Source organism: Marinobacter gelidimuriae, assembly GCF_000372805.1.
Taxonomy (GTDB): Bacteria; Pseudomonadota; Gammaproteobacteria; order Pseudomonadales; family Oleiphilaceae; genus Marinobacter; species Marinobacter gelidimuriae.
Genome location: NZ_KB889889.1, coordinates 1 through 21,395, shown reverse-complemented (window position 1 = coordinate 21,395; position 21,395 = coordinate 1). Strand labels below are relative to the sequence as shown.

Annotated in this window: 22 protein-coding genes and 1 pseudogene; 11 read left to right on the top strand and 12 right to left on the bottom strand. The window is 53.4% G+C overall.

Translation table 11 applies throughout. The features are described 5' to 3' along the window. Positions 1-274 precede the first annotated feature (274 nt). The 8 genes and pseudogenes from A3OI_RS0110640 to mnhG all read left to right on the top strand — a co-directional run bounded on the left by A3OI_RS0110640 (position 275) and on the right by mnhG (position 5,616). Positions 275-730, top strand: coding sequence for an Lrp/AsnC family transcriptional regulator (locus A3OI_RS0110640; RefSeq protein WP_018404261.1), 456 nt, complete (start codon positions 275-277; stop codon positions 728-730). Between the two features lie 21 nt (positions 731-751). After that, positions 752-2,224 carry a hydrogen gas-evolving membrane-bound hydrogenase subunit E gene (mbhE, locus tag A3OI_RS19875; RefSeq protein WP_018404260.1) on the top strand — a complete coding sequence of 491 codons (1,473 nt, stop codon included), beginning with the start codon at positions 752-754 and terminating at the stop codon, positions 2,222-2,224. Next, a complete protein-coding gene (locus A3OI_RS0110630; RefSeq protein WP_018404259.1) occupies positions 2,221-2,646 on the top strand; it encodes a Na+/H+ antiporter subunit B in 426 nt (141 codons plus the stop codon). The genes mbhE and A3OI_RS0110630 overlap by 4 nt, the downstream gene beginning before the upstream one ends. Positions 2,647-2,793: 147 nt before the next feature. Beyond that, entirely contained in the window at positions 2,794-2,949 is a 156-nt protein-coding gene (locus A3OI_RS24665) for an NADH-quinone oxidoreductase subunit K (RefSeq protein WP_018404257.1), read from the top strand. Next, positions 2,946-4,458: pseudogene (locus A3OI_RS19865) on the top strand (Na+/H+ antiporter subunit D). The gene A3OI_RS24665 and the pseudogene A3OI_RS19865 overlap by 4 nt, the downstream one beginning before the upstream one ends. Beyond that, on the top strand, positions 4,455-4,928 hold the full coding sequence (locus A3OI_RS0110615) for a Na+/H+ antiporter subunit E (protein WP_018404256.1): 474 nt from the start codon (positions 4,455-4,457) through the stop codon (positions 4,926-4,928). Before A3OI_RS19865 ends, A3OI_RS0110615 begins: the two are co-directional and overlap by 4 nt. An 11-nt stretch (positions 4,929-4,939) precedes the next feature. Further along, entirely contained in the window at positions 4,940-5,206 is a 267-nt protein-coding gene (locus A3OI_RS0110610) for a monovalent cation/H+ antiporter complex subunit F (RefSeq protein WP_007350768.1), read from the top strand. Further along, positions 5,203-5,616 carry a monovalent cation/H(+) antiporter subunit G gene (mnhG, locus tag A3OI_RS0110605; RefSeq protein ID WP_018404255.1) on the top strand — a complete coding sequence of 138 codons (414 nt, stop codon included), beginning with the start codon at positions 5,203-5,205 and terminating at the stop codon, positions 5,614-5,616. The genes A3OI_RS0110610 and mnhG overlap by 4 nt, the downstream gene beginning before the upstream one ends. A 180-nt stretch (positions 5,617-5,796) precedes the next feature. Here the strand turns inward: mnhG and A3OI_RS0110600 are convergent, their stop codons facing one another. The 4 genes from A3OI_RS0110600 to A3OI_RS0110585 form a co-directional block, all read right to left on the bottom strand. Then, positions 5,797-6,519, bottom strand: coding sequence for an amino acid ABC transporter ATP-binding protein (locus tag A3OI_RS0110600; protein ID WP_018404254.1), 723 nt, complete (start codon positions 6,517-6,519; stop codon positions 5,797-5,799). A 289-nt stretch (positions 6,520-6,808) separates the two neighbouring features. Further along, entirely contained in the window at positions 6,809-7,189 is a 381-nt protein-coding gene (locus A3OI_RS23860) for an ABC transporter permease subunit (protein WP_018404253.1), read from the bottom strand. Further along, positions 7,189-7,854, bottom strand: coding sequence for an amino acid ABC transporter permease (locus A3OI_RS0110590; RefSeq protein WP_026224131.1), 666 nt, complete (start codon positions 7,852-7,854; stop codon positions 7,189-7,191). Before A3OI_RS0110590 ends, A3OI_RS23860 begins: the two co-directional genes overlap by 1 nt. A gap of 153 nt (positions 7,855-8,007) precedes the next feature. Further along, the gene (locus tag A3OI_RS0110585; RefSeq protein ID WP_018404251.1) at positions 8,008-8,829 is read right to left on the bottom strand and encodes a transporter substrate-binding domain-containing protein; all 822 of its coding nucleotides are present in this window, start codon (positions 8,827-8,829) and stop codon (positions 8,008-8,010) included. Between the two features lie 293 nt (positions 8,830-9,122). On the opposite strand from A3OI_RS0110585, the gene A3OI_RS0110580 reads away from it, so the two are divergent. After that, complete coding sequence (locus A3OI_RS0110580; RefSeq protein ID WP_018404250.1) at positions 9,123-10,586, top strand: NAD-dependent succinate-semialdehyde dehydrogenase; 1,464 nt, start codon at positions 9,123-9,125, stop codon at positions 10,584-10,586. Positions 10,587-10,983: 397 nt separating this feature from the next. Here A3OI_RS0110580 and A3OI_RS0110570 read toward each other — a convergent pair whose 3' ends face one another. The 6 genes from A3OI_RS0110570 to A3OI_RS0110545 form a co-directional block, all read right to left on the bottom strand. Then, positions 10,984-12,117 (bottom strand): glycerate kinase family protein, encoded by a 1,134-nt coding sequence (locus tag A3OI_RS0110570; protein WP_026224130.1) that lies wholly within the window; start codon positions 12,115-12,117, stop codon positions 10,984-10,986. 118 nt (positions 12,118-12,235) lie between these two features. Further along, complete coding sequence (locus A3OI_RS0110565; protein ID WP_018404247.1) at positions 12,236-12,664, bottom strand: universal stress protein; 429 nt, start codon at positions 12,662-12,664, stop codon at positions 12,236-12,238. Between the two features lie 11 nt (positions 12,665-12,675). Next, complete coding sequence (locus A3OI_RS0110560; RefSeq protein WP_018404246.1) at positions 12,676-15,270, bottom strand: TRAP transporter permease; 2,595 nt, start codon at positions 15,268-15,270, stop codon at positions 12,676-12,678. A gap of 151 nt (positions 15,271-15,421) precedes the next feature. Then, positions 15,422-16,399 (bottom strand): TAXI family TRAP transporter solute-binding subunit, encoded by a 978-nt coding sequence (locus tag A3OI_RS0110555; protein ID WP_018404245.1) that lies wholly within the window; start codon positions 16,397-16,399, stop codon positions 15,422-15,424. Positions 16,400-16,599: 200 nt separating this feature from the next. Further along, positions 16,600-16,884 (bottom strand): hypothetical protein, encoded by a 285-nt coding sequence (locus tag A3OI_RS23165; protein ID WP_177313704.1) that lies wholly within the window; start codon positions 16,882-16,884, stop codon positions 16,600-16,602. A gap of 247 nt (positions 16,885-17,131) precedes the next feature. After that, positions 17,132-17,551: a hypothetical protein gene (locus A3OI_RS0110545; protein ID WP_018404243.1), complete on the bottom strand. Its 420-nt coding sequence runs from the start codon at positions 17,549-17,551 to the stop codon at positions 17,132-17,134. 460 nt (positions 17,552-18,011) lie between these two features. Between A3OI_RS0110545 and A3OI_RS0110540 the strand changes: the two genes are divergently transcribed. Then, entirely contained in the window at positions 18,012-19,250 is a 1,239-nt protein-coding gene (locus tag A3OI_RS0110540) for a cation:proton antiporter (protein ID WP_018404242.1), read from the top strand. Positions 19,251-19,362: 112 nt separating this feature from the next. Here the strand turns inward: A3OI_RS0110540 and A3OI_RS0110535 are convergent, their stop codons facing one another. Together A3OI_RS0110535 and A3OI_RS0110530 are read right to left on the bottom strand one after the other, a co-directional pair. Then, positions 19,363-19,917: a YgjV family protein gene (locus tag A3OI_RS0110535; RefSeq protein ID WP_018404241.1), complete on the bottom strand. Its 555-nt coding sequence runs from the start codon at positions 19,915-19,917 to the stop codon at positions 19,363-19,365. 94 nt (positions 19,918-20,011) lie between these two features. Next, a complete protein-coding gene (locus tag A3OI_RS0110530; RefSeq protein WP_018404240.1) occupies positions 20,012-20,464 on the bottom strand; it encodes a GatB/YqeY domain-containing protein in 453 nt (150 codons plus the stop codon). A gap of 329 nt (positions 20,465-20,793) precedes the next feature. Between A3OI_RS0110530 and A3OI_RS0110525 the strand changes: the two genes are divergently transcribed. Beyond that, the gene (locus tag A3OI_RS0110525) at positions 20,794-21,252 is read left to right on the top strand and encodes a DUF2780 domain-containing protein (protein ID WP_018404239.1); all 459 of its coding nucleotides are present in this window, start codon (positions 20,794-20,796) and stop codon (positions 21,250-21,252) included. The last annotated feature ends 143 nt before the right edge of the window (positions 21,253-21,395 follow it).

Genomic DNA, 21,395 nt, shown 5'->3' with positions numbered 1-21,395 from the left:
TTTGTCTTTTCTTGGGGGTAAAAAATGACAGAAACTCTGAGACAGCGCGACTAGATAGGCTAAACTCCCAGATCTGAAAACGTAAGTACCACTATTCACCCTGATTACAGCACGCTTTTAAAGCTTAAGCGTAGCCGTAATATCCGTGCTTTGCAGAAGTCGATGGATGGATGCAAAATCAAAACCCAGGCAATCAAATTTCGGATATCCTCAACTTTTTACGTATGAAATACGGAAAAGTTCAAACAGACCGGTGCACACCCAGCAGGAGATAATGATCGTGGAACTGGACCGGATTGACCACTCAATTATTCGCGAATTGCAGAAGAACGCACGAGTCACCGTCACCGAGCTAGCGTCCCGGGTTGGACTGTCCAAGACGCCCTGTCAGGTACGTATGCGGCGGCTAGAAGAACAGGGGTACATTACCGGTTACACAGCACTGGTTAATCACACCAAATTGCAACAAAGCCACATCGCGTTTACGGAGGTAAAACTGAGCGACACCAACAGCCACGCTCTCACCGCGTTCAACGAGGCAGTCATCCAGATCTCCGCCGTTGAGCAGTGCCACATGATTGCCGGTAACTTCGATTATCTGCTCAAAGTCCGCACTCGCAACATGACTGAATACCGGCAAGTTCTCGGTGAACAGATTTCAGCCTTGCCCCACGTTTTACAAACCAGCACCTTTGTGGTGATGGAGAACGTCAAAGACGTGGGGGTCTGAACGTAAAACGTAACGAAACCGGTGACAGGAGCCTATCTGGCTTTCAGTAGCACCGGTATTAAGAAAGTATTGGCCTATTCCACCATAATGGCGCTGGGCACCCTGACCATGCTAATTGGCGTGGGCACGGAACTGGCCCTGACCGCCTTTATCTGTTTTTTAATAGCGCATTCTCTGTACAAGGGCGCCCTGTTCATGGTCGCCGGGGCACTGGATCACCAGACCGGCACCAAGGACATCACCGTCATGGGCGGGCTGCGAAAGGCCATGCCGGTTACGGCGGCAATTGCCTGCCTCGCCGCTCTTTCCCAGGCAGGGTTGCCGCCGCTGTTCGGCTTTATCGCCAAGGAGTTGCTGTTTGAGTCTCTCCTTGAATCGCCAATCTGGTCAGCCGGGCTAACCATCGCAACGGTCTTGGCGGCGATGCTGCTTGTGGGCGTGGCCGGATTGGTTGCGATCAAACCGTTCTTCGGGAAAAGCGGCAACACACCAAAAAAACCCCATGAAGCGCCCTTTGGCATGCTGATTGGCCCGGCGGTGCTATCGGTGACTGCCCTGGTGTTTGGACTGGTGCCTTTTCTTCCCGAAGCTGCATTACTGCAGGCAGCGATAGGAAGCGTCAATGGGGCCGCCGTCGAAACCAATTTGGCGCTCTGGCATGGCGTCAACAAGCCCCTGATGCTGTCGGTCATTAGTCTGCTTCTGGGGTGGGGCCTGCTGGCCTGCTGGAATCGGCTCCGATCCCCTCTTAATGCGATCAATACGTCAGCCGCACGATTTGGCCCGGAGGCTGGGTATTTCAAATTCATGGAAGGCATCACCATCATCGCCGCCTGGCAAGCCCGGGTACTTCAGAACGGTGTGCTTGGGCTGTACCTGCTGATTCTGGTTGCCGTGACCTTCGGTTTAACCGGCTACACCCTGCTGACTCAGCACGGTATCAATCTGACACTGAACCTTGCCGACAGTCACTTTTATGAGTGGGGCATTGCGCTGTTGTTGGTGGCGGCCGCGACTTTCTCCAGCACGACCCATTCACGCCTTGGCTCTGTTGCATCCATGGGCGTGCTTGGCTTCGGTGTTGCACTCACGTTCATTCTGTTCAGCGCGCCGGATCTGGGTATCACCCAGCTGCTGGTAGAGACGTTGACAGTGATTCTGCTGGTGCTGGTGCTGGTGCTGTTCAAACTGCCTGAATTTGGCAACCTGTCGTCCCCGTTTGAACGCTATCGCGACCTTGCGGTCGCCATTTTCGCCGGCGTGGTTATGACCCTGGTGATTCTTGCGGCGCTGGACGTGCAGTACTTCGAGAGCATCTCAAGCTATTACATTGAGAACAGCGCAACGCTTGCCTACGGGCGCAACATCGTGAACGTCATTCTGGTGGACTTTCGGGCGCTGGACACTCTGGGCGAAATCTTTGTTCTGTCTCTTGCGGCACTGGGTGTGCTCTCAATGATTAAACTGAAGGCGAAGGATCAGCACAAACCATGAAAGCCAACACGCTGATTCTTCACACAGCGGCACTCTTCATTATGCCGCTGCAGTTGATGTTCTCGTTATTCCTGTTGCTCCGGGGGCACGACGAGCCCGGCGGCGGTTTTATCGGCGGGCTCGTGGCTGCAGGCGCGTTCGTGCTTTACGCCTTCGCATTCGGTGCGACAGCCACGCGGAGCATTCTTCGGGTCGACCCCCGGGATCTGCTATCGGCGGGCCTGCTATTCGCCCTTGCATCAACGATTCCCGCTTTCCTGGCCGGAGAACCTATGTTGACGGCCCATTGGTGGGAAGTGCCTTTAATTGGAGACAGTTATCTTAAGCTGTCCACACCGTTAATTTTTGATATCGGCGTATACGCGGCCGTGCTCGGAACCATCATGACGTTTGTGATCAACCTGATGGAGTCGGAGGAATGATTCAGGATTATCGTAACCACTCGCCCCCGTTGAACACACAAGGAGAGCCAGTATGGAAAGCTTGATGGCTTATGTCGTCGGCATCCTGTTCGCTGCAGCGATTTACAGGATGCTGCGCCGCTGCTTCCGGAAGGGACCAATGCACCATTGGGCGCCATAGCGGACCCGCTACCCCAAGCGCTGATCCTCACAGCGATTGTTATTGCCTTTGGTGTTCTGGCATTTGCAGTGGTTCTGATACGCCGCGCCTATGAAGTCGTGGGAACCGATGACCTCGACCAGATGAAGGATACGGACACTTGAACCTGGAACTGGCCCTACCGATTCTGATACCGCTGACTGCCGGCGCAGTGTCGATAGCACTGTGGCGTTCGGTTCGCTATCAGCGCATTATTGCCGTGCTGGCGACCGCTTTGCTTCTTGCAGCCAGCGTATGGTTGCTGCGCTCCACCATAGACCAGGGGTTTCTGGTTATGGAAATGGGAAGCTGGCCAGCGCCGTTCAACATTGTGTTTGTCTCTGATTTGCTCAGTGCCATCATGATCGTGCTGACCGGCATCATAGGGCTGGCCATCGCCATTTATTCGCTGGCTTCCACGCCCAAGGGTCACGAGAAGTTTGGCTACTATCCACTGATGCATCTGCTGCTGGCAGGGGTTGCCGGCTCTTTTCTGACCGGCGATATTTTTAATCTTTTTGTTTGGTTCGAGGTGATGCTGCTCGCCTCCTTCGCCCTACTAACCCTGGGTGGCGAACGGGCACAAATGGAGGGCGCGATAAAATACGTCACCCTGAACCTGTTCTCCTCGGCCATTTTCCTGTCTGCGGTGGGTTTGCTTTACGGCACGGTCGGCACACTGAATATGGCCGACATTGCTCAAAAAGTAGCCACCATTGAAGACCCCGGTATGATCACCGTCATATCGATAATGTTCATGGTGTCCTTCGGTATAAAGGCGGCGGCCTTCCCACTATTTTTCTGGCTACCGGCTTCTTATCACACCCCCCCAGGTGGCTGTTTCTGCACTGTTCGCCGGCCTGCTGACCAAAGTAGGTGTCTACGCCCTTTATCGCGTTTTCACGCTGATTTTTACCCAGGACGTCGACTACACCCATACAATTCTCTTGTGGGCTGCCGCGCTGACTATGCTGACCGGCGTGCTTGGGGCTGCCGCGCAGTTCGAATTCCGCCGGATCCTGTCCTTCCATATTGTCAGCCAGATTGGCTACATGCTTCTGGGCCTGGCGCTGTTCACGCCGCTGGCCATTATTGGCGGGGTGTTTTATATCATGCACCACATCCTTGTTAAGACGAACCTGTTCCTGATCAGCGGTATCACATACCGGCTGCTCGGCAGTTACGATCTGAAGGACCTCGGAGGCATTTACAAAGAACGTCCTCTTTTGGCGCTGCTTTTCCTTATCCCCGCCCTGTCACTCGCGGGCATTCCGCCGCTGTCCGGTTTCTTTGCAAAATTCGTGGTTATCCGCGCCGGCCTGGAAGCGGAGGCCTATGTTGTCACTGGTATTGCCTTGCTGGTCGGTTTGCTGACTCTCTATTCCATGATTAAAATCTGGGCGGAAGTGTTCTGGAAGAAAACGCCGGAACACGTGACCGATTTGCGCCGTTTACGGGGCGAGGTGAAAGAAAAACACAACTGGGCCTACTTCGTGCCGGTGATCGGCCTTGCCGCCTGCACCGTGTTCATCGGCATTAACGGTCAGCCGATCTATGAGCTGGCAGAAATGGCGGCACACCAACTGTTGAATCCACAGCTTTATATCGAAGCGGTTCTGGGGGCGCAGCAATGATCGGTTTTTTCTGGAACATCATGCTGGCGCTGGCATGGGTAGCACTGAGTGGCGACTTCAGCGGCATGAACTTCGCGGCAGGCTTCTTCTTCGCCTATCTGGCACTCATGGTATTGCAAAGACAGGTGCCGGTGCTTAAAGGTTACTCCAGGCGGATTCCGAGAGTCGTCGCGTTTTTGGTATTCTTTACAAAGGAATTGGCAAAGGCGAATTTCCGCGTCGCCTACGACGTTGCCACACCGGTCTGGCATATGAAGCCCGGCGTTATTGCGTTTCGCCTCGAGGCCCGCACGGATGTCGAGATTATGTTCCTGAGCAGCGTGATTTCACTGACGCCCGGCACCCTGAGTCTGGACGTATCCGACGACAAAAAGGTGCTTTTTATACACGCCATGTTTCTGCAGGATGAAGAACAGTTGCGGCAAGACCTCAGGGAACTTGAGCACAGAATCCTGAAGATCTTGCGCTGAGGAGCCAAAACGTGATCCCGTTTGTCATCAATATTGTTTATTTTCTGCTTTCCCTGGCGCTCTTGCTTGCGTTCATTCGCCTGACGCGGGGCCCATCTCTTCCAGACAGAGTGGTGGCTTTGGAACTGATTGCATCGATCGTGGTGGGCTTTGTCGGGGTTCATGCGATTGACACCGGTATTTCAAGCCTGCTGGACGTCGCGATTGTTATCGCCCTGACCGCGTTTCTTGCAGCCATCGGCTTTGCGCGGTTTCTGGAACGGGGGACGCAAGAATGACGGATATCATCGTATCCATACTGCTACTGGTGGGCGCCGGCTTCATGTTGTTGGCTGCCGTTGGCATCGTTCGCCTGCCGGACCTGCCCACACGTATGCATGCATCCACCAAGGCGGGCGCCATGGGGGCCATGTTTACGATGGCTGGAGTGGCGTTTTTCTTTGCCGACGGCGTCGTATTGGCAAGGGCATTCGCTATTGTCGTGTTCATCCTGATTACCTCGCCGATCGCAGCTCATGTTATCGGGCGTGCCGGTTACTTTATTGGGACACCACTCTGGAGCGGCACAATAAAAAACGAACTTCGGGACAACTATGACTCGCAAACCCACACTCTCAGGAGCGGTTATGAGGACAGCCCTGAAAGCGTTACGCCACCTCCCGAGCCGAACCCAGACAAGAAACCCTAAACGTACGCACCACCATCCCGTTAATCGGGAGAATCAACACCCTGCATGTGTGCTGAGCTGCCTCACGTTATAACAGCCCGCCCTATCGAAAAGCGCTTGATGCAATGCGGTAACAAGAGCACTAAAAAAGGGGTCGAGTTTTCACTCGACCCCTTACAAGTTCAAATCAGGAATGTCTTATCAGCGCACTTTTGACAGGAATTTCTGAGTTAGCGGGTTTTGCGGATCGGTAATAACCTGTTTAGCCTCACCAAGCTCGGCAATAACACCTTCGTGAAAGTAAGCCACGCGGTCAGACACATCGCGCGCGAAACCCATTTCATGTGTCACGCAGATCATGGTCATTCCCTCATCCGCCAACAGACGCAATGTATCCAGAACTTCGCCCACCAATTCGGGATCAAGGGCGGATGTAACCTCATCAAAAAGCATGTAGTCAGGTTTCATGGCAAGGGCGCGGGCAATCGCAAGGCGCTGCTGTTGGCCGCCAGACATTTTGGTAGGGTAAACGTCAAACTTGTCACCCAGGCCAACATGCACGAGTTCCTTTTTGGCGACTTCAATCGCTTCTGCCTTGCTCATTTTTTTGACGATTCTGGGCGCCAGAGCCGCGTTTTCCAGCACGGTCATGTGCGGAAAGGAATTCCATTGCTGAAATACCATGCCCAGTTTTTGGCGCAGCTTATCTTTATTGGTCTCTTTACTATGAACATCAACACCATCCACGATGATTTTGCCTTTTTGAATATTCTCGATGGCATTGATGCAATACAGCAGGGTCGACTTGCCACTTCCGGAGCCACCGATAATGCTCACGACCTCGCCGTCGTTGACATCCAGACTGACACCTTTAAGAACTTCGAGATCACCAAAAGATTTATGGACATTCTGGATACTGATCATATTGCCATTTTCCTTTCAACATACCGACCATATGACGATAAGGGGTATGAAATAATAAAGTAAAAGATACCAACACCGATCAGAATCATTAATGGTTGCTGGGTACGGGAGATGAGTTGGTCAGACGTACGCAGCAGCTCCATATAACCAATAACAGAGACCAGAGCCGAGTCTTTGATGACGCTTAGGGCAACACCCAACCAGGAGGGAAAGACTCAATGTCATCAACTTAAGACATTTCCCCAAAAATATCATATAATTAGAGCTCACCCATCAACGAGGAAATGACCTATGGAGAGCGAGCTGAGGTCCGCATGGATTGATGCACGCTTTCGAAACCACTACGGAAAACTTCACTCATGAACGCCATAGTGTAAAGCGAAAGAATGATGGAGCCAGCCACAAACGGATCGAGCGGGTATCCCATTGCGCCAACAAAGGTCGAAAAAAGAATCAGCTGAATGATCAGCGGCACACTTCTGAGTATATCCAGCACACTACCAAGCAGTACGTTGACCACCTTGCTGCTTTCAGCGCGCAAAAAACCGACGGCCAAACCCAGCAGGGTTCCCAACACTATCGCTACTATCGATATGGTCACCGTATTCATGACACCGATAAGAATAAAACCGGTGTCACTCCAGGACAGAGGCGTAAACAAAGAGTTCATCAGATTTCCCCTTTGAATAGTTTGCGGGAAAGAAGTGACGAACTGATCAGCACCAACTTAGTGATGATGAAGTACATAACCGCTGCCACCATAAAGAACTCAAGCGTCCGGAATGACAATGACTGGAGTCTTTGGGTTGTCCCTGAAAGCTCGCCCATTCCAACCAAAATACCCAAGGAACTCATCAGGATAGACCAGACAAACTGGTTGGTCATCGGGTGATAGATTCGTCTGAGCATTTGCGGAAGGATGATGTATCGATACACTTGAATACTGGTCATGCCCAGAGATTTAGAAGCACTGTACTGTGTGCTGGGGATGGACTGAAATCCGCCACGAAAAGTCTCGGTCAGGTAACCGGCATTGATAAATACAAGTGCGCTCAACACAGCAACATAAGGGCTTAAATGAATACCTAAAGCTCCCAGCCCAAAATAAGCCATATAAATTTGGAAAATCGCTGGAGTGTTTCGGGCTATCTCGACCCAGGTGGTCGCAATATAACAATAGGGCTTGCTGTTGTTCATCTTGGCAATAGCCAACAGTATCGCTATCACAATACCCAGGAGCATTGCGAGCACAGATACGTGCAGGGTTACAAAGGCCCCATTCAGCAACTCAGGCATATTCTGGAACACGACGTTCCAGTGAAATTCATAATCCATACCTTGGCCACTTTCTGTGGTTAAGAAGGGATCTGATGGGTGCTTTTTCAAAGCACCCATCAGAGTTCGAAGCCGTTACGCAAAGAGTTATGCGCTTGGCCTGTCGACAAGTAATATTGGCAGCCGCCTGACTGGCGGCCACCGATGTCGTTATTACTTGTTATCCCTCAAGGACTGGATCAGATCAGCAGGCGCATCTGAACCGAAGTGCTTGTTGTAGTGCGTATTCATGTTGCCATCGCGAATCTGATGCACCAGGAACAGGTTCAGGTAGCTAATCCAAGCGCCTTCGCTTCTTTTTGCAATCAGACCTACGACGTCGTCATAGTTGGGTACGAAAGGGCCGGCAGCGAAATCTTTGAATTCTTCGCTTTGCAGCTTGGTGGCAATATTGGTGTTGGTTGAAATAACCGCATCCACTTTGCCCTGGTACAAGCCCAGATAGGCATCGCTTTCAGATTTGAACGCTGTGTAGTTATCCGTTCCCCAGCCATTTTTCTCGGCATAGGCAAGGTATTCAGTTTCGTAGGTAGTACCCAGTGCAGCACCAACCTTCATGCCTTTAAGATCGTCAAACGATTGGATATTCTTGTCTTTCGGGGCAATGACCTGGAATTTGAAAACGAAGTACGGATAGGTAAATCCAACGGATTTTGCACGTTCCAGAGTATCGGAAGTAGAGCCGATAACAACGTCGGTTTTTCCGGAAATCAGGGATGGGATCCGATCACCCCAGGTAAGATTGAGGACATTTGACTCCACGCCGAGTGCAGTCGCCAGATCGTTACAATAATCTACATCGAAACCTGCGGGCTGATTGCTTCCGTCAAAATAGCCCATGGGGGGGAAATCGAGAACCACACCACAGTTCAATGTGCCTCGCTGAATCACGGTGTCAAGCTGATCGGCTGTAGCATTCACAGAGGTGAACGCAATGCAGGAAAATACGAGTGTCGTTGCTAATTTACGCATCATAGTTTGTTTCTCTGGTTTTTTTTGTTACGTCATAAGTTACGAAACTTACATGGACTTAAACTAAGCATAAGAAGCTTACCTTAGATTTGTGAGTGAAAATCACTAAAAAGCATGATTAAGTAGGCTATTTAACTTTTGTATCTAGCTTTAATAGGAAATTACGAACAAAATGATGAAAATCCATCCTACACCCCTAACTTTAACATTAAGATGCCCATGTAATCCCTTGAATTAAAAACTTTTTTAAACTTAACCCACAGAACATCGGTCAACCACAAACGAGAGCACTAACCATGACATTAACGCTTAAAGACGCAGCGCTGCTTCGACAGCAGGCATTTATTAACGACGAGTGGTGCGCGGCGGCCAACGGCCGAAGCTACACCGTCACCAATCCCAGCACTGGCGACCGAGTAGGCGATGTGCCCGACATGGGCGCGGTGGAAACCACCCGCGCCATCGATGCCGCCGCAGCGGCGCAGCCCGCATGGAGCGCCCTAACCGCCAAAGCGCGTGCCACAGCGCTGCGCAAATGGTTCGAACTGATCCTCGCCCACCAGGAAGACCTGGCCCAACTGATGACCAGCGAACAGGGCAAGCCTCTGACTGAAGCCCGTGGCGAAGTGGCCTACGGCGCGTCTTTTATCGAGTGGTTCGCCGAGGAGGCCAAACGGGTTTACGGCGACGTTATCCCGTCCCACGGCCCCGACAAACGCATTATTGTTCTTAAGCAGCCCATCGGCGTAGTCGCAGCGATTACCCCATGGAACTTCCCCATCGCCATGATCACCCGTAAAGTCGCCCCGGCGCTGGCGGCGGGATGTACGGTGGTCGTCAAACCCGGGGAAGACACTCCCCTTTCCGCTCTGGCTCTGGCCGAGCTGGCATCCCGTGCCGGCTTGCCCGCTGGCACCTTTAACGTGGTCACCAGCCAAGATGCCGCCACCGTCGGTCAAACCCTCTGTAACGACAGCCGGGTACGTAAACTTTCTTTTACCGGCTCAACCCCGGTGGGCAAACTGTTGATGCGCCAATGCGCCGATACGGTCAAGAAGATTTCTCTGGAGCTTGGGGGTAACGCCCCCTTTATCGTCTTCGACGACGCCGATCTGGACGCGGCAGTAGCCGGTTTGATGGCATCCAAGTTCCGCAACGCCGGTCAAACCTGCGTCTGCACCAACCGCATTCTGGTGCAAGATTCCGTCTACGACACCTTCGTCGAAAAGCTCGCCAGCGCCGTAGCCCAGTTGAAGGTCGGTGACGGCTTGACCGAAGGAGTCACCATCGGCCCCCTGATCAACGCCAAAGCAGTGGCCAAAGTAAAAAGACTGGTGGCCGAGGCCGTCGAACAGGGTGCCATCCTGCATCAGGCCGACAACGCCGAGGGACTTGGAGAAAACTTCTACGCCCCGGTGATACTCACCCAGGTTACGACCGCCATGAGCATCGCCAATGCAGAGATCTTCGGCCCGGTGGCGACAGTATTCCGCTTCTCCAATGAAGCTGAAGCCGTGCAAACCGCCAACGACACCCCCTTCGGTTTGGCCGCCTACTTTTACGCCCGGGACATCGGCCGTATCTGGAGGGTCGCCGAAGTGCTGGAGTACGGCATGGTGGGTATCAACGAAGGGATAATTTCCACTGAAGTGGCTCCCTTTGGCGGCGTCAAGGAGTCCGGCATTGGACGCGAGGGCTCCAAGTACGGCATCGACGACTATGTCGAAATCAAATACCTGTGCATGGGCGGCCTAGGCTGACCGGTTAGATGTCGCCGCAGAAACGATGAGCCCTAACGTCGGCCGATAACCAAGAATTTCCGTGACGTCCACTTCAACCGGTACGATCTCCTCGCCAACACCGCACTGGCTAAACGGAGCTGGTATGAGTGCTGACGGCACGTGCTCCCGCACGTGCCGTCTAACAGTTGACACTCACTCTCTGAATTGAGTTATTTCTGCTTAAGAAGATCTCTGATTTCACCAAGAAGCGTCTCTTCCCTGGTCGCTACCGGAGCGGCTTCAAGCATTACTTCCTCTTTTTTCTTCATGGAGTTCCTTTGATTAAAGTCGCTCAACAGCCTTTGGTAAAGAACGGAGAATACGAAACATAAACCCGCTTTACGAGTATTACTGCAACCTACGCCGTTTCAGTTTTTTATTTCAGCCTTGAAACAAGCCGAGCCAGTTGCTCGCTGGTGCTTTCAAGATAGCGCGCTGCATGTGCGATAGCGTCGCCTTTACTGATTGGCCCCGGAGCAATCGAGAAAACTGCCGTAATGCCCGCCTCATGAACGGCCGTCGTATTGTCGCCCCCCAGCATGCCAGCAAGGCCAATAACAGGCACCTGATAGCGTTGTGCCAGTTTGGCAACGCCTGTCGGCGTTTTACCAGAAGTACTTTGGCCATCAATCGCCCCTTCAGCCGTAATCACCAGATCGGCTGCCTTCATTTGCGCCTCCATACCCACGGCGGCCATCACCAGTTCGATACCGGGTTTTAAAAGCCCACCAAGAATCCCGGCGACCGTTCCCCCAATGCCGCCTGCTGCGCCACTTCCTGCAAAGCTGCTTATGTCGTAACCATTTAGCTCCACACACTGGGCAAAGTGACTAAGGTTGGCGTCGAGCACTTTGACGTCGTCTGGCGAAGCACCTTTTTGTGGCCCAAACACTGCTGCGGCACCCAGGTCGCCGAGTAAGGGGTTGGTCACATCGCAAGCAACCACGACATCTACACCCGCCAAGCTTGCTTTCGCGCCGGCAATGTCAAAGTGGCTGATGTATTTTAAACCCTCACCACCGGGAGGTATGGATCGGCCTTTACTGTCCAATAATTGTGCGCCCATAGCTTGCAGCAAACCCGCGCCACCATCGGTGGTGGCACTGCCACCCAAGCAAACGATAAGGGTCTTCGGCCGGTGTTTCAAAGCAGCCATGATGAGCTGGCCGGTGCCATAACTGGACGCTGTCATCGCATTGCGGTCAGGCTCGGCCACACAGTGCAGGCCGCTTGCCTCTGCAACCTCAACGATGGCGGTTTTGCCATTATCTATCAGCCCGTAACTGGCATTGACCGGGTCGCCGGAAGGGCCGCTTACCCGTGTCTGGTGCAACTTGCCGTGCATAGCCCCCACAAGAGTGGCTGTTGTGCCTTCGCCGCCATCTGCCAGGGGGATTTTAATCACCTGGTCAGCCGGAGCACCACGCAACCAACCAACAGCGATCGCGTCAGCAACGGCTTTCGCCGTCAGACACTCTTTGAACGAGTCAGGTGCAATGAGTACGCGCATGCTGCAGTCCATACCAAAATATCGGATTCGGGATCACCAACGTGGTTTCCAGCCCCTGACAAATCAATCAATGATTTTTAGAAAAAAGCAGCCGCGGCATGCTGCACAACGCACAGGCTTAGCGCACGATCATTACCGACATCTTGGCATGATGCACCACATGCTCGGCATTGGGGCCCAGCACATAATCGGCGAACTTACGCTTGTTATGGGACGCCATAACGATCAGATCGATATCGAGTTGCTTGGCCACCTTGATGATCGCCTCCCAGGGCGAGCCATCAACAATAACGCTTTGCGCCCTTACATCCGCCGGCACGTTCGCCTTGATAAAGGCATGCTGAGCCTCGGTTATCGCCTCATGGGCGTTCTTGGCGAAGTCCTTGGGAAAATAAGACCCCACTATAGGCATATTATAGTCCGGCAGAACCGTGACCAAATGCAACGATGCGTCGAAACTTCTGCATAGCGTCAAGGCCGTGGGAAACGCCTTCGACCAAGATGCATCCTCGTTCAGGTCCAGTGGCAACATGATTTTGCTGTACATGGCAATCTCCTTCAAGCAGTGGCGGTAGCCGCCGTATTATCACGACGCCGGCGCTGCAACATTATGACCAGCCCGAAGACCAGGAAGGCGGGGATCCACATCAGTTCCTTGGTCCAGCGGTCAACAGGAGCCAGTACCTCGATAATTTCCTGGTCAAAGTCGAAGCCAAGATCCGACGCCTGGCTGCCATAGGCCACCATATCGACAATTGCCTTGTCGCCTTCGATCAACAGCTCCAGGCCCAGATTATCGAGCCGCTCCTGCCCGCTATCGCCGTCTGGCACTGGCACGGTCATATAGGTGGTCATGGGATCGCCGAACGCATCGAGACCTGCAATCTGTATGCGCAAGGTAGAGTCTTCATCGGCACTGCCCATGGCCTCCACGAATTGTGCAGGTGGCATGGACTCATAGGGATCGTGAATCATGTCCATCCAGAACCCAGGCCGGAACAAGGTGAACGCAATCAGCAGCAATACAGCGGATTCGTACCAGCGGCTGCGGGTGATCATGTAGCCCTGAGTCGCCGCCGCGAAGATCAGCATGGCTATTGTCGACACCACAAAGATCAGAATGCCCTGCAAAAAGGTTACATCGATCAGCAGCAGGTCAGTATTGAAGATGAACAGGAACGGCAAAGCCGCGGTACGAAGGCTGTAGTAGAAGGCCTGAAAACCGGTCCGGATAGGATCGCCGCCGGAAACCGCCGCCGCCGCGAAGGACGCCAGCCCCACCGGCGGCGTAACGTCAGCCATGATGCCAAAGTAGAACACGAACAGATGCACCGCAATCAACGGCACCAGCAGGCCGTTCTCCGCCCCCAGCTGAACAATAACCGGCGCCAGCAGCGCCGAGACCACAATGTAGTTGGCCGTAGTGGGCAGACCCATGCCAAGAATCAGACTAAGCACCGCCGTAAGCAGCAAGATCAGCAGCAAGTTCCCCATCGCGAGGATTTCCACCACTTCGGCCAGCACCAACCCCACCCCGGTCTGCGACACGGCCCCAACGATGATACCAGCGGTAGCAGTGGCAATACCGATGCCAATCATGTTGCGGGCACCTGTGACCAATCCAACCCACAAATCCATGGCGCCTTCGCGCAAATCGGCGATCATTCTGCTGCGACCGCGGAAGATTGAGGTAATGGGGCGCTGGGTAAGAATGATAAAGACCATGAACACCGTGGCCCAAAAAGCCGACAAACCCGGCGACAGGCGCTCCACCATCAAACACCAGACCAGCACAACTACCGGCAGGATGTACTGCAAACCAACCAACACTGTGGGCCTGGTTTGCGGCAGCGAATAGATCGGCTGATTGGGATCATCCAACTCGAGTTCAGGGTGACCGGCTGCCAGTTTAAGCAGAGCGACATAAATCACCGCCAGCCCAACCGAGACCACCCAGGGAGTGGCATCGCCAAGAACCGGCTTGAGCCAGCCAAGGCCGTAATAGACGACCATAGCCGTCACCATCATCAACAGAAGCCCACCGAGAAAGCCCATCACCTTGCGCACCAGGGGCTTAGGCGGATTGCTGCTTTCAAGGCCTTCCATGTTAGCTTTCAAGGCCTCCAAGTGAACGATATAGACCAGTGCGATATAAGAGATCAAGGCAGGCAAGAAGGCATGCTTGATGACATCGACATAGGAAATGCCCACATACTCGACCATCAGGAACGCGGCCGCGCCCATGACAGGCGGCATAATCTGACCGTTGACCGAAGACGCCACTTCGACAGCTCCGGCCTTTTCAGCGGAAAAACCGACGCGTTTCATCATCGGAATAGTAAAGGTGCCCGTGGTGACCACGTTGGCAATCGACGAGCCGGAAATCAGCCCGGTCATGGCCGACGCCACCACGGCAGCCTTGGCCGGCCCGCCCTTGTAATGGCCAAGCAACGAGAACGCCACCTTGATGAAATAGTTGCCCGCTCCGGCCTTGTCGAGCAAAGCGCCGAACAACACGAACAGGAACACGAAACTGGTCGAGACCCCCAGCGCGATGCCAAAAACCCCTTGGGTCGTCAACCACTGGTGATTAATAAGCCCAAAAAGGCTGACCCCGCCATGGGACAAAATACCGGGCATCCAGGGGCCAGCAAGGCTGTAAATAAGAAAGAACGATGCCACGATCATCAGCGGCGGCCCAAGCGCTCGGCGGGTCGCCTCGAGCAGCAGCAAAACCCCAGCCACCCCGACGATTACGTCCTGCAATATCGGCGCACCAGGGCGCTGAGACAGTCCTTCGTAGAAAATAAACATGTAAGCGCCGCAGAAGGCCGCCACCGTCGCAAGCAGCCAATCCTGGATGGGAATTCGATCGCGGGGCGAACGCTTAAATGCGGGATAAGCCATGTAAGCCAGAAAAAGCGCAAAGGCCAAGTGAATGGAGCGGGACTCCGTCGCACTGAACACACCGAAACCCAAAATGAAAGGCACCGGAGAAGCAATCCATAATTGAAACAGCGACCATGCCGCCGCAATGCTAACCAATAATTTTCCGGGCATGCCAGCTGGTTTGCGGGCCCCCGAGTCACTGGAAGCGACCATGTCCTCCAGATCGGCACTCGAGTCGCAAGGTTTTGTATTGTCGTCCGTCATACTCAGCCCTATCCGCCGTCAGTCAGGTTGCTATTGATATTATTATTGCGCTTGGAAACGGCAGCGCAAACGCAATGCGCGGATACCTATAAGCATCCGCGCATCGGTCACTCGGTTTTAAAAGCCATCAGAAACAGCCATCAAAACAAAATTACTCAATCCAGCCTTGCTCGCGATAGTAGCGGGCAGCACCATCATGCAGCGGTGCTGAAAGCCCTTGGGTAGCCATTTCCTGGGGAACCAGGTTCTCGAAGGCCGGGTGCAGACGCTTAAAGCGATCGAAATTGTCAAAGACTGCCTTGACCGTCTGGTAGATAACTTCGTCATCAGCCTTAGCGGTGGTCACGAAAGTTGCCGCCACGCCGAAGGTTTCGACGTCTTCGTCATTGCCTTTGTACAAGCCACCAGGGATCACCGATGTGGAGTAGTACGGATACTCGGCAACTATGCCTTTAACATCTTCGTCGTTCAACGGAATAAGGCGAGCATCGACGGTTGTGGTCGCTTCCTGGATGGAACCGTTGGGGTGCCCAACCACATAAACCATCGCATCGATGTTGTTATCGCCGAGCGCTGAAGCTTGCTCGGCGGCACCCAACTGAGACGCCAGCGAAAAGGTGTCCTCGGTCCAGCCCTTGGCATCCATCACCACTTGCATGGTGTTGCGCTGGCCAGAGCCGGGGTTACCGATGTTGACGCGCTTGCCCGCAAGGTCATCCAGGGTGGTAATGCCAGAATCGGCACGCGCCAGCAAAGTCAAAGGCTCGCCATGAACCCGAAAAACGGCACGCAGGTCCGTATAGGCATCGCCTTCGAAGCTTTTGGTGCCGTTGTAGGCCTGGTACTGAACATCGGACTGAGCGACACCCATGTCCAACTCGCCGGACTTGATGCCATTGATGTTGGCAACAGAACCACCGGTGGACGGTGCATTACACTTGATATTGGCGTCTTCCAGACGATTAACCAGACGACAGATCGACTGGCCGACGACATAGTAAACGCCGGTCTGGCCGCCGGTGCCGATGGTGATGAACTGCTCTTGGTCTTGGGCCATCGCAGGTGATGCAAACATGGCAGCACTCAGCAGGGTGCCGGCAAATGCGGCGGAAAAAGCATGGCGTTTCATAAACACACCTCAATAATTGTCATTATGGTCGGTAGAAGTTGGCGAGATCTGCACTCGGCGGATTTACCGACGGCTCAACATCGCTTGCTACTTTAGCGAAAAAATTACACTTATGGAAAAACGCCTGCTTGATGAGGTCTGTTTCCCTTATTTCCCAGTTTAGCCGCGACTTACGTGAAGTAAAGCTTAATTTACAGACCCTAACGCCCCAAGGCCCAACTGTTTGGGGCCAGGTGCATGGCCTGTTTTACGTCATCGGTTGGAATATCACCCGGCTCACCCTTTTCAAGCGGGTCGTAGTGAAACACGTACAACCGCCAGCCGGCGGCTTTGGCAATATTGACGGTGGGAACCAGGGATTCACTCGGGCTGGGTAATGCGGGATCAGGGCCGGTTCCCTCGGCAACGGAGAACTGAGCTGTATTTCCGCAGGCAGTAAGCGTGAGTATCAGGCCGATAGGTAATAACAGGTGACGCTGTTTCATACTAATAAACTCCAAAACCAGAACAACCAAAGCGTAGGCCGATTTCGCTGTCACTGCGAGAGACTTCCGACGTTTATTGACTGACTTGGTACCGAACTTTTCGTGCTCACCCAGGTTCGGGGTGTCATCCTGCGCTTTGGGTTTTTACCATTTCTCAGTGTTCAGTAACGGCCGTTCACGCCATGCCTGGCGCACCATAAAAAAAGGGAGGCACGAAGGCCTCCCAAGGACACACAATTCTTTTCTATCAGGCAGAGGCAGTGGTGGTTGTCTTCTTGGTCTGGGTTTTAGTAGCAGTCGGCTTTCTGGTGTTGATCTTATGCCTGGTAGACTGCGCTACGCTGGTTACATCATCAGCGGCGTCAGATACCGCGTCAGCGACCGCATCGGTGCCTTCAGCCGCTTCTTTCTCAATTTTTGACAAGATGTCGGCAGCAAAGCTACCCATACGCAAATTCAGGCTGCGGAGCTGGCTAAACAGCGTTTCACTGTAACCGTAGTAGTGTTCGCGCAATGACTTAACACTGTATTCGCGAGCGCCAGATTCCAGTTTCTCGGCGTACTCGAAAGGCTTGGAAGACAGCTTTTTCTGTTGCGCTTCTGCGGCATTGATACCTTTCTCGACAATTTCCTGAATCTGTTGCTGATATATTTTGAGTTTACCCATTTTGAACCTCCTGATTGCTAATGATCGCTTTGATTGAAGAAGGGTTCACCAAGCGAGTTTGTCGACTAAAGTCCGTCGAACTTCGATCTCAGGATCTACAGTACGGTGAAAAATTAGAGTGTTCATACTAGATCGCGAAAAAATCGGAAAAGAAAAACAGTTTTATAATTCTGGATCGCGTTGAATCGAACGCTACAGGCCGACTAAAAGCCCTGGCACGGAAAGGATCGGGAGCAGCACCAAAGGAATGGCAACGCCCAACGCCATAATCGCCCGCACTTTCGTGCTCAAGTCGCCCATTTCGAGCCGGCCAACCACTTGCAGAAAGTAAATCTGTCCCAATTTTCGTGGCGGCTAGCTTGCTTCTCTCATTGCGGTTAAAGCGCAAGCGTCCGGTGGAAGTCGACGGACGTATCTGGTTCAATCGTTGTGTGATCCCGCCTGCTAAACCAAGGAATACATGACACTGTTTGAAATCGTCGCCATTCTATTGAGCCTCTCCGCATTGTTCAGTTACATCAATGCCCGGTTTATCGGTTTACCAACGAGTATTGCCATAATGGCGTTTTCGCTGGCCTTTTCGCTGGCTCTGGTCGGTATCAACCACCTGGGCGGCCAGGATCTGACCCGCTGGGCAGAGCAGCTGATTGCGCAGGTTGATCTGGGTGAAACATTGCTGAACGGCTTATTGAGTTTTTTGTTGTTTGCCGGTGCCCTGCACGTAAATCTCGACGATCTGGCCGATCAGAAATGGCTGGTGGCGCTGCTGGCGACTCTGGGCGTCGTGGTCACCACATTTTTAGTGGGATGTGCCATGTGGCTGGTGCTGGGTTGGCTTACTATTCCGTTGCCCTTTATCTACTGTCTACTCTTCGGCGCCGTGGTGGCGCCCACCGACCCTGTGGCGGTGTTGGCCATTCTTAAATCGGTGGACACACCGAAAGCCTTGTCCACCAAAATTGCGGGTGAGTCCCTATTCAATGATGGCGTTGCGGTGGTCATGTTTATCGCCATTCTAGGCATTGCACAGGGAGACAGAGAGGCTACATTTCAGGGCATTGGCCTGCTATTTCTGGAGGAAGTGGTGGGTGGATTGGTGTTGGGCTTTGTACTCGGGTGGGTGGGGTATCACCTGCTGCGCCGGCTCGACAATTACCAGGTCGAAATTCTGGTAACCATTGCCCTGGTGGCAGGCGGCTACGCGCTCGCCAGCCGGTTGCATATGTCCGGCCCTTTGGCGGTGGTGGTCGCGGGGCTGATGATTGGCAACCATGGTCGACGATACGCAATGTCGGAAAAAACCGAGCAACAGCTGGATACGTTCTGGGAGTTGATCGATGAAGTGCTGAACGCGGTTCTGTTTTTGCTGATTGGTCTTGAAGTCCTGATCGTCACCTTTGAATTACCGGTACTGTTGGCCGGACTTGCAGCGATTCCGCTGGTGCTTCTGGCGCGGCTGGTGGCGGTGGGTGTTCCCGTGATGGCGTTAAAACCGTTCCAGGAACATACCTCCAGCTCCATTCTGGCGCTAACCTGGGGCGGCCTGAAAGGCGGCATCTCCGTTGCATTGGCATTGGCGCTACCCGCTGGGCCAGAGCGGGATCTGATTCTACCGATGGCCTACGTGGTGGTGGTGTTTTCCATTCTGTTTCAAGGCTTGACGGTGAAGCGCTTTTTGGGGCGCGCGGTGGCTGAATAGCCGGCCGGCCGTGCTGACGTGACACTGCCAACATTCGGACAGCGCGACCGGTCGATTTCATGTTTCACAAACACGTTTGCGAACGCCTTGGTGGCTCAGGCACCTGGATTTTCTAAGTGCCCGACTCTTTTGCTTTCTCGAAAGCCTCGGGATAACGCCGTTTCATTTTCGCCAGCCGGTATATGGTGATGAAGTTAACGACCAGCACCATGGCTTCCGCCAGCGTGCCGCCCACCGAACCGATGGCAATATTGTTCAGCATCCAGGCAACCGCGGCGGCGGCCAGCATAAGCCGCATGGGAATGCCCCTGAGCATGAACATGCCCAGGGTGCCGAAAATAGCCGCCGCAATGGCGAAAAAATCTACCGGGCTGCGCCAGCTCAGTAACGCAGCCACCAAATTTACCGCCAACACCGCAAGCATCACCTGCCAGCTGCCCATATAACGCCGCGCCAGCATAATGCGACCGATCACCAGAAAGCTCAGGATCGCCGCCGTCCAACTGCCAAACAGCGCAAACTGCAGCGCAAAGGCCACGTTTGCCGCAATCAACAGCACCATCAGCCGGTCATCGCGCTTGCTGTTAAAGCCGACAATGCAGAAGCCCAGAGCAATCAGGCTAACAATCTGGCCCGCCAGAGCGGTGTAACTCATTTCTTCGAACATCATCAAAGCCTACGGCACAGGCACTATCGAGAGAAGCCAGCAGGAAAACCCGAACCTGCATTCCTTCTGAATTCTGCAAATTTACGAGAAGGTGTCAAGCCAGCGCGGCCCGCACTTTCTTGCCCAGATGGCCCATGTCGACCCGGCCAAGTACTTGCGGGCGCAGCTCGTTCATCACCTGCCCCATGCTCTGCATTCCTTGGGCATCGGTTGAGCTGATGGCCGCACGGATCAGGCCGTCCAGGTCATCCTCAGTCAGGGCGGCGGGCATGAACTCCTCAATAACCAGCGTTTCTGCCCGTTCGATGTCGCCCAGCTCTTTGCGACCGGCATCGTCGTATTGACTGGCGGAATCGCGACGCTGCTTGAGCATTTTGTCCAGCACCTTTAGAACGTCCTCGTCATTCACCTTGCGGCGTTCATCAATCTCGATCTGTTTGACCGCGGCCTGAACCAGTCGCAGAGTGCCGAGCCGAGTTTTTTCCCTATTCCGCATCGCGTCTTTTACCGCGTTGCTCAGTTGTTCCTTAGTTGATAATTCCGCCATTGCCGAACTCCTGTTTCATAAATTAAGGGGGTTAGTTTCGCATTAAACGAAGAAGTAGGTGTGTTTGTCATCACCAAATTAGAGGCTGCAAAGACGTCGACACATCAAAACCCAACGACTGCCGAAAGCACATAGCCTCTGGGGCAACTACCAGCCAGAACACGAACTGATAGCTGCCCTTCCGCGTTTTATGTCGGAAAACCTGCTGGGCACGCGCCTTGTCCCGTTTATTGTTTGGGCATTACAACCGGGAAACCTAGACTTTAATTGTGCCCCCGACACCCTAATTTAAAATACTATGTCGATTATACATTCCCCAGGACACTCCAATGAACGCTATTCTCAAAAAGTTCCTATTCGTTTCAAGCATCTACCTGCTAGCACCGACCGCTGGCGCATTCAGCCTGAATGACCCTTTGTCCAGCGGAGCACAAGCACTTTTCTCAGCAACGGAAGTCAGCGGTGAAGCCCGGCCATTGCTAGGGCAGCTCAAGGGTCAACTCGGCGTCACCGACGCTCAGGCGGTTGGTGGTACCGGTGCATTGTTGCAGCTGGCGCAAAATCAGCTAGGCACAAGTGCTATGAGCTCTCTTACGAGCGAAGCTCCGGGCCTATCCAGCCGGTTGGGGGACGGCAGCAGTCTGAGCAAAAGTCTGCTCTCCAATATTTCGTCCATGAGCGGAGTGCAGTCGACCTTCTCGGCGCTGGGCATGAACAGCGCCATGATCCAGCAATTTGTCCCGATTGTGACGGGTTTCCTTGGCGAGCAAGGGGTTAGGAACTGTTAAACAATAACTGTAACAAATAATTGCCAAGATGTTACAGTGTTGTCATGGCTGTTATTGATGACGACATTAAACACATACGCACCAGATTCGAGAAACTTACGTGGGTCTTGGATGAGCGCATGAGGCGTCTATTTGCTGCTGCA